Source organism: Microbacterium sp. MTN4-26 (assembly GCF_042846595.1).
Classification (GTDB): domain Bacteria; phylum Actinomycetota; class Actinomycetes; order Actinomycetales; family Microbacteriaceae; genus Microbacterium; species Microbacterium luteum.
In genome coordinates this window covers 20495-27525 of sequence record NZ_BTGO01000029.1, presented here as the reverse complement: position 1 = coordinate 27525, position 7031 = coordinate 20495, and the positions used below count along the sequence as shown (strand labels likewise).

General features: G+C 70.9%; 7 protein-coding genes. 5 read left to right on the top strand and 2 right to left on the bottom strand.

Going from position 1 to position 7031, the window contains the following annotated elements; genetic code table 11:
* The 4 genes from ACGG9C_RS16585 to ACGG9C_RS16570 form a co-directional block, all read left to right on the top strand.
* Positions 1–352 (top strand): transposase (locus ACGG9C_RS16585; RefSeq protein ID WP_390178920.1); only part of this gene is annotated, 352 nt, incomplete at its 5' end.
* A gap of 99 nt (positions 353–451) precedes the next feature.
* Positions 452–673, top strand: a complete 222-nt coding sequence (locus tag ACGG9C_RS16580) for a heavy-metal-associated domain-containing protein (protein WP_071046037.1) — start codon at positions 452–454, stop codon at positions 671–673.
* A complete protein-coding gene (locus ACGG9C_RS16575) occupies positions 673–2892 on the top strand; it encodes a heavy metal translocating P-type ATPase (RefSeq protein WP_390178919.1) in 2220 nt (739 codons plus the stop codon). The genes ACGG9C_RS16580 and ACGG9C_RS16575 overlap by 1 nt, the downstream gene beginning before the upstream one ends.
* Positions 2889–3212 carry a metal-sensitive transcriptional regulator gene (locus ACGG9C_RS16570; RefSeq protein ID WP_390178918.1) on the top strand — a complete coding sequence of 108 codons (324 nt, stop codon included), beginning with the start codon at positions 2889–2891 and terminating at the stop codon, positions 3210–3212. Before ACGG9C_RS16575 ends, ACGG9C_RS16570 begins: the two co-directional genes overlap by 4 nt.
* Positions 3213–3221: 9 nt before the next feature.
* Here ACGG9C_RS16570 and rarD read toward each other — a convergent pair whose 3' ends face one another.
* Both rarD and groES read right to left on the bottom strand, forming a co-directional pair.
* The gene (rarD, locus tag ACGG9C_RS16565) at positions 3222–4115 is read right to left on the bottom strand and encodes an EamA family transporter RarD (RefSeq protein ID WP_390178921.1); all 894 of its coding nucleotides are present in this window, start codon (positions 4113–4115) and stop codon (positions 3222–3224) included.
* 268 nt (positions 4116–4383) lie between these two features.
* Positions 4384–4680: a co-chaperone GroES gene (gene groES / locus ACGG9C_RS16560; RefSeq protein WP_071046031.1), complete on the bottom strand. Its 297-nt coding sequence runs from the start codon at positions 4678–4680 to the stop codon at positions 4384–4386.
* Positions 4681–5007: 327 nt separating this feature from the next.
* Between groES and ACGG9C_RS16555 the strand changes: the two genes are divergently transcribed.
* Positions 5008–7029, top strand: a complete 2022-nt coding sequence (locus tag ACGG9C_RS16555; protein WP_194383650.1) for an Hsp70 family protein — start codon at positions 5008–5010, stop codon at positions 7027–7029.
* Positions 7030–7031 lie beyond the last annotated feature (2 nt).

The following is a 7031-nucleotide window of genomic DNA, read 5'->3' as shown; positions in this document are numbered from 1 at the left end:
ACGCACCCAGATCGGCACACAGACCGCCGCGACCCTCCTGGTCTGCGCCGGAGAGAACCTCGACCGGTTCGGAAACGAAGCAGCCTTCGCGAAACTCACCGGCACCGCACCGCTGCCGGCATCCTCCGGCAAAACCCGACGCATGCGCCTCAACCGCGGCGGCGACAGACAAGCCAACCGGGCCCTCCACCTCATCGCCGTCGGCCGACTCCGCTCCGACCCCCGCACCCGCGACTACGCCACCCGCCGAGCAGCCGAAGGACTCACCACCCGAGACATCCTCCGATGCCTCAAACGCGCCATCGCCAGAGAAACCTACAACGCCCTCAAAACCGACCTACTCACCACTTGACAGCTATAGGACCGTCGCAGACCCGCGGAATACCCATAGGGGGTATCGTGTTCCACCAAGAGCCGGCATCTCCGGCGAACGACCGCGACAGGAGGCACCATGAGCGCCGAGACCACCATCGACTACCTCGTGACGGGCATGACCTGCGGGCACTGCGAACGCGCCGTCACCGACGAGGTGTCACGCGTGCCGGGCGTGACCGGCGTCGACGTGAGCGCGGCGTCGGGGCGGCTCACGATCGCCACCGACGGCCCCGTCCCGGCCGACGCCGACGTGATCGCCGCGGTCGACGAGGCCGGCTACTCCGCGGTCCGCGCCTGATGTCCGCGTCGGCCGCCGAGGCCGCGCCCTCCCGCGTCGACCTCGACATCCAGGGCATGACGTGCGCGTCGTGCGCCGCCCGCATCGAGAAGCGCCTCAACCGCCTGGACGGCGTCACGGCGTCGGTCAACTACGCCACCGAGCGTGCGCACGTCGAGTCGGCATCCGGTCTCACGCCCGAAGCGCTCATCGCCGAAGTGCAGCGCACCGGCTACGACGCATCGGTGCCCGAGCCCGCGCGTTCCGCCGACGACGCGGATGCGCGCTCGCTGCGCACGCGGCTCCTCGTCGCGATCGCCCTGGCCGTGCCCGTCATCGCGCTGTCGATGGTGCCGGCGTGGCAGTTTCCGGGCTGGCAGTGGGTCTCGCTCGCTCTCGCCCTCCCGGTCGTGACGTGGGCGGCATGGCCGTTCCACCGCGCCGCGGCGATCAATCTGCGGCACGGCGCAGCGACCATGGACACCCTGATCTCGCTCGGGGTGACCGCCGCGACGCTGTGGTCGCTGTACGCGCTGCTGTTCACCGACGCTGGCATGATCGGCATGACGCACGGCTTCGTCTGGTTCAGCGCGTCGAGCGAACCGGCTGTCTACCTCGAGGTCGCGGCGGGCGTGACGATGTTCCTCCTTGCGGGCCGCTTCGCCGAGGTCCGGGCCAAGCGGCGCTCCGGCGACGCCCTGCGAACCCTCCTGCAGCTCGGCGCCAAGGACGCCGCCGTGCTGCGCGACGGCGTCGAGGTGCGCGTGCCGATCGCGTCCCTTCGGGTCGGCGACGAGGTTATCGTGCGTCCCGGCGAGAAGGTGCCCACGGACGGGGTCGTGACCTCGGGCACCAGCAGCATCGACGCCGCCCTCGTCACCGGGGAGTCGGTGCCGGTCGACGTCTCCCCCGGCGACGCGGTCGTCGGAGCGACCCTCAACGCGGGCGGGCGCCTGGTGGTGAAGGCGACGCGCGTGGGGTCGGACACGCAGCTGGCCCAGATGGCGCGCCTCGTCGAGGACGCGCAGTCCCGCAAGGCGGATGTGCAGCGCCTGGCCGACCGGGTGTCGGCGGTGTTCGTGCCGGTCGTGATCGGGATCGCGGTCATCACCCTCGTCGCGTGGCTCGTGCTCGGCGGCTCCGCGCAGGCCGCGTTCACCGCCGCCGTGGCGGTGCTCATCATCGCCTGCCCCTGCGCGCTCGGACTCGCCACCCCCACCGCCCTCATGGTCGGGACCGGCCGCGGCGCGCAGCTCGGCATCCTCATCACCGGCCCCGAGGTGCTCGAGTCGACCCGCACGGTCGACACGATCGCGCTCGACAAGACGGGCACCGTGACCACCGGACGCATGTCGGTCGTCGACGTCACCGCCGCGACCGGGGAGCACTCCGACGAGGTGCTCCGCATCGCCGCCGCCGTCGAAGACGCCTCCGAGCACCCGCTCGCCCTGGCGATCGTCGCGGCCGGCCGACGGCACCGACCGCTCCCGGCGATCGAGGCGTTCCAGGCGACCGCCGGGTCCGGCGTCTCGGCCGTCGTCGACGGACGTGCGGTGCTGGTGGGCAGCGCGTCGTTCCTGCGCTCGTGGGCGGTCACGCCGATCGACACAGACACCGAGGGCCTCACGACCGTGCACGTGGCATGGGATGGCGCGGCCCGCGGCGCGATCTCGCTCGCCGACGGCGTGAAGCCCACCAGTGCGGAAGCGGTGCAGCGTCTGCGCGCGCTCGGCCTCGAGCCGGTGCTGCTCACCGGCGACGGCGAGTGCGTCGCCCGACGCGTCGCCGCCGAGGTCGGCATCGAGCGCGTCTCGGCCGGGGTGCTGCCGGAAGGCAAGGTCGATACGATCCGTGCACTGCAGAGCGAGGGACGGGTCGTCGCGATGGTCGGCGACGGGGTCAACGACGCCGCCGCCCTCGCGCAGGCCGACCTCGGCATCGCCATGGGCACCGGCACCGATGCCGCGATCGCCGCATCCGACCTCACGCTGGTGCGCGGAGACCTGCTCGCCGCGGTCGATGCACTGCGGCTGTCGCGCGCGACACTGCGCACGATCAAGACGAACCTGTTCTGGGCGTTCGCCTACAACACCGCCGCGATCCCCCTCGCCGCCCTGGGGCTGCTGAACCCGATGATCGCCGGCGCCGCGATGGCCTTCTCCAGCGTCTTCGTCGTCGGCAACAGCCTGCTGCTGCGCCGTTTCCGCACCACCGCACCGACACCGAAGGAGTCCCGATGACCGACACCGCCCCGATGACCGACACCGCCGAGGCGCACGCCCACCACGGCTACATCAGCGACAAGGCCCGCTACCTCAATCGCCTGAAGCGGATCGAGGGGCAGGCGCGCGGCATCCGCACGATGGTCGAGGATGAGCGCTACTGCATCGACATCCTGACGCAGATCAGCGCCCTGACCAGCGCGCTGGAGACCGTGGCGCTGGGGCTGCTCGACGACCACCTGCGTCACTGCGTGGTCGACGCCGCGCGAGCCGGAGGGCCCGAGGCCGAGGAGAAGATCGCGGAGGCTTCGCAGGCCATCGCCCGCCTCGTGCGGTGACGCGCTCCGCTACGTGAGGTCGGCCACGTCCGACACCGTGCGGCGCGATCGACGAGCGGCCGACACGGAGTCCGCCGACAGGATCACCAGCGCCACCCAGACCAGTGCGAAGCCGATCCAGCGCTCCGGCGGCATGGGCTCCTGCAGGATCCACACCCCGATCGTGAACTGCAGGATGGGGGCCACGAACTGCAGGAGGCGGATGACGGTCAGCGGCACCCGGCGCGCGCCCGCGGCGAACAGCAGCAGAGGGGTGGCCGTCATCACGCCGGCCAGAAGCAGCAGCACGGTATGCACGGCTCCGGCCGTGCCGAGTGTGAGACCGGCCGTCACCCCCACCGCGATGAGCTGGATGATGGCGACCGGGGTGAGCCAGAGCGATTCGAGCGTGAGCCCGCTCACCGCGTCGACGGAGGGGCCGATCTGCTTCTTGACGAGCCCGTACAGTCCGAAGGATGTCGCCAGCGACAGTGCGATCCACGGGAACGCACCGTAGCCCGCCACGATCACCCCGACCGCGGCGGCCGCGATACCGAGCGCGATCCACTGCGTGACACGCAGCCGCTCCCGGAGGATGAGGACGCCCAGGAGCACGGTCAGGATCGGATTGATGAAGTATCCGAGACTCGTCTCGATCACGTGCCCGGTCAGGGTCGCGATGAGGAACACCTGCCAGTTGACGTAGATGAGCAGGCCCGCCACCACCGTCCAGCCGACGAGACGTCGCTGCCGGAGGATCGCCACCAGCCGAGGCCACGTGCGCGTGACGGTCAGCAGCATCGCGCAGAACACCAGCGACAGCAGGATGCGCCACGCGACGACCTCCCACGGCCCGGTGGGTGCGAGCGCGAGGAAGTACAGCGGCAGGAACCCCCACAGGAGGTACGCGACGAACGTGTACACGCCGCCCCACGCTCGCTCTCGCGAGGCGTCCGGCGGCGAGGCGCCTGCGTCGGCGGACGACGGAACGCCGACGCCCGCGGTCACGAGCGCGGTCTCCCCCAGGTCGGGGGCGTCTCGTGCTGCCTCGTCGGCGTCGCCGGCTCCCCCGGGGGGCTCGGGCGCGTCGAGGTTCACCGGTTCATCGTAGTCCCGACCTGCCGCGCCCGGTTGCGGCAGCGAAAAGGGCTCGGATGCCGAAGCATCCGAGCCCTTCGTCAAGCGGGGTGTCTCAGCGGACGACGACCGCCAGAACGTCGCGCGCCGACAGCACGAGGTACTCATCGGCACCGAACTTGACCTCGGTACCGCCGTACTTGCTGTAGATCACGCGGTCGCCGACGGCGACGTCGACCGGGACACGGTTGCCGTTGTCGTCGATGCGACCGGGACCGACCGCCACGACCTCGCCCTCCTGGGGCTTCTCCTTGGCGGTGTCGGGGATGACCAGACCGCTGGACGTGGTCTGCTCGGCCTCGACCTGCGTGATGACGATGCGGTCCTCGAGCGGCTTGATGGAAACCGACACGGGTCTACCTCTGCTTTCCTATGAGACGTCAAGACTCGTTAGCAAACTCGGAGTGAGAGTGCTAACGCAAGTCTAGGGAAGCGCTGGCACTCTTGCAACGCGAGTGCCAGATTTACGATCGACACGTATCAGCACGGCCCTGGCCGTCTCCCCTCATGTGTGTGTACGATGACAACACCGAGACCGGGTCAGCTGGGTGACCTGGCATCGGATGCAGACGACGGCGTTCGCCACCGTGATCGCTCCTCGTCTGCTGCACTGGGACACTGGGAACAACTGGGGTAATCACGAGCTCTCGCCAGCTCGCGCCCGATCCGTGGGGGGATCATGGCAACGGCGTATTTTCTGGGTATCGACGTCGGTACGAGCAGGACGGCGGCAGCGACCGCACGGTCCGCTCCCGACACCACACTCGACACCCGAAGCTTTCCGCTCGGACGCAGCACCGACAGTGCTCCGTCATCGGTGTTCGTCACCGCTGACGGCCTGCTCTTCGGAGACGCCGCCGAACGACGCGGCATCAGCCAGCCCGAGCGGCTCGTGCGCGAGTTCAAGCGCAGCATCGGCGACGACGTTCCGCTGTCGGTGGCGGGGCGGACTCTTCCGCCCGAGCAGCTCTATGCGCACACCGTCGCCTCGGTCATCGAGGCCGTCGTCGAGCGCGAGGGCTCGTCACCCGAGGGCACCATGCTCACCCACCCGACCGGGTGGGGCTCCCACCGGCTGGGCCTGATCCGCACCGCGCTGGGCCGCGCCGAGGTCGGCGAGGTGTCGCTGATCACCGAACCCGAAGCGGCCGCACGGCAGTACGAAGCCGGCCGGGTTCTGGAGCCGGGCCGCTCGCTCGCCGTCTACGACCTCGGCGGCGGCACGTTCGACTCCGTCATCCTCCGCAAGTCCGACGACGGCGGGTTCGCGCCCCTCGGCAGCGCGTCGGGAATCGACGACCTCGGTGGCGCCGACTTCGACGACGAGGTGCTCCGCCACGTGCTCCGCGCTGCGGGCGTGACCGCAGCCGACCTGCAGTCCGACGACGCCGACATGCGGCTGGCGCTGTCGCAGCTGCGCCGGGAGTGCGTCGACGCCAAGGAGGCGCTCTCGTTCGACTCCGACGTGACGATCCCGGTGCTCCTGCCCACGGGCGCGGCGAGCGTTCGCCTGACCCGTGCGGAGTTCGAGGACATGATCGCGCCGTCGGTGGAGCGCACGGCCGACACGCTCGAAGACACGCTCGAAGCCGCCGGTCTCACTCCCGACGACGTCGAGAGCATCCTGCTCGTCGGCGGATCATCTCGCATCCCGCTCGTCGCGCAGATGCTCTCCGAGCGCTTCGACCGTCCGATCGCGATCGATGCCGATCCGAAGTCCTCGATCGCCCTCGGCGCAGCGCGGGCCATCGCACCGGCCGCCGAGATCGGCGCGGGTCTCGCCCTGCTGCCGGCCGGGTCCGCCGCGGCACTGGTCGACGACGCCCCCGTCGCCGAGGCGGCCGATGTCGCCGAGGCACCCACGCCGCTTCCCGCTCGCCGGTCTCGGGCGATCCCGATCGCGGCGTCCGCAGCGGGCGCGCTCGTGCTCGCGAGCGGCCTCGTGCTCGCGAACGCGACCGGACTCGGCAACAGCACCCTCGCCGCCGGCTCGAGCCAGCAGTCGCTGAGCGAGTGGCTCGGCATGGAGCTGACCGCGTCCTCGCAGGCGGTCAGCGAGACGAGTGAGCCCGAGGCGGCCGGTGAGGAACCGGGTGCTGCCGATGCGGTCAAGGCCGCGCCCCGGCCGAAGGCGGACACCGGCGGCTGGACCACACCGCGCAGCAACCCGATGGTGCACAACACCCGCACCACACCGAAGTCATCGTCCTCCTCCTCGAGTGCCACGCAGGGGCGCACGTCGCCGTCGAAGTCGGCGCCGCCGAAGTCCTCGGGATCCAGCGGATCGACGGGGTCGAGCGGGTCGTCGGGCTCGAGCGGTTCGTCCGGGTCCAGCGGCTCCACCGGATCGACCGGCTCGTCCGGATCCGGCGGGTCGACGACCACGCCGTCGACGCCTCCGACCACATCGACACCGACGCCGACCACCCCGTCGACGCCCTCGCCCTCGACACCGTCGACCACTCCGACGCAGGAGCCGGACCCGACCCCGACCGAGCCGACGACGGACCCGTCGCCGACGACCGACCCGACGCCGGATCAGACGACCCCGACGCAGGAGCCCGAGCCGACGAGCGAGCCGGAACCCACCGCGTCGACCTCGACGGCACCCGACCCCGCGCCCTCAGAAACGCAGACCGAGACGACTCCCCCCACGTCGCCCAGCCCCAGCCCGTCCGATACGACGGTGACGGCTGAGTAGCG

Bases quoted from the DNA above. Each gene is read 5' to 3' on its own strand.
- ACGG9C_RS16580 (WP_071046037.1), top strand. From the start codon at position 452: ATGAGCGCCGAGACCACCATCGACTACCTCGTGACGGGCATGACCTGC.
- ACGG9C_RS16575 (WP_390178919.1), top strand. From the start codon at position 673: ATGTCCGCGTCGGCCGCCGAGGCCGCGCCCTCCCGCGTCGACCTCGAC.
- ACGG9C_RS16570 (WP_390178918.1), top strand. From the start codon at position 2,889: ATGACCGACACCGCCCCGATGACCGACACCGCCGAGGCGCACGCCCAC.
- ACGG9C_RS16555 (WP_194383650.1), top strand. From the start codon at position 5,008: ATGGCAACGGCGTATTTTCTGGGTATCGACGTCGGTACGAGCAGGACG.